Below are 833 nucleotides of genomic sequence, written 5' to 3' on the forward strand. Positions count from 1 at the left end.
CCGACCGCTGTTGGACCCCGCGAAACCGCAAGCGGTCGCGCCGTCTACCGCCCGTTGGCGGGGGTGATCTGGCCGCTCATCATCACCCGCAGCTTGCCGGAGGGGCGGGCGCCGACCGGCAGGTTCAGGCGGACCATCAACAGGCCCGTTCGCTCGGCGGTGCGTTCGATCTCCCCGCCCGTCCCGACGGTGAACACCTTCGGTTCGTCCTGCTTGCCGCGGTCCCGGTTCCCCCCGCGGGCGTTCCGGCCGGCCGCGGCGCTCGGATCGACGTAGGCCCCGATCAGGGCGCCCAGCGGGGCTTCGGAGACCAACCCCGCGGCGGCGTCGCCGGGCGGCAGGCCGTCGACCGTCGAGCTGCCGGTCATCGAGATCCGGTAGGACCCCGCCGCCGCCAGCCGGAAGGCGGCGCCCTCGCGGACCTGAGCGACCGGCTGCCACTCGGACGAGGCGTCGATCGTCAGCACGGTCTCGCCGGCGCTGAGCACGTCGTTCTGCAACTCCTTCAGCTTCGCCTCCAGGGCCGCGTTGTCCGGGACGACCTTCTGCACGGTCTCCAGCAGGGCGATCGCCCCGGAGGGGTCGCCGGCCTTCTCGTACTCCGTCGCCAGTTCGACGGCCCCGCGGACGTATTCCGTCTGCAGCTTCTCCGCCTTGGTGTTCAACGCCGTCGTGTTCTGAGCGAACGCCGGCGGCAGCGACGGGACGAGCAGGAGGGCGGCGGCGAGAGCCGTCAGGCGGGCGGCGGTCATCGGTCGGATTACAGAATCGGGGGACGGGGCGAACCGCCCGAGGGTAGCCGCCCCGGCGACCCCGCGGCGAGCGGGCCCGGC

General features: G+C 73.2%; 1 protein-coding gene. It reads right to left on the minus strand.

What is annotated here, in order from left to right; translation table 11 throughout:
• Positions 1 to 44: 44 nt before the first annotated feature.
• The gene (locus ACG2DA_RS22895; RefSeq protein ID WP_395259025.1) at positions 45 to 752 is read right to left on the minus strand and encodes a hypothetical protein; all 708 of its coding nucleotides are present in this window, start codon (positions 750 to 752) and stop codon (positions 45 to 47) included.
• Positions 753 to 833: the final 81 nt, after the last annotated feature.

Source organism: Alienimonas sp. DA493, from assembly GCF_043951915.1.
GTDB lineage: Bacteria > Planctomycetota > Planctomycetia > Planctomycetales > Planctomycetaceae > Alienimonas.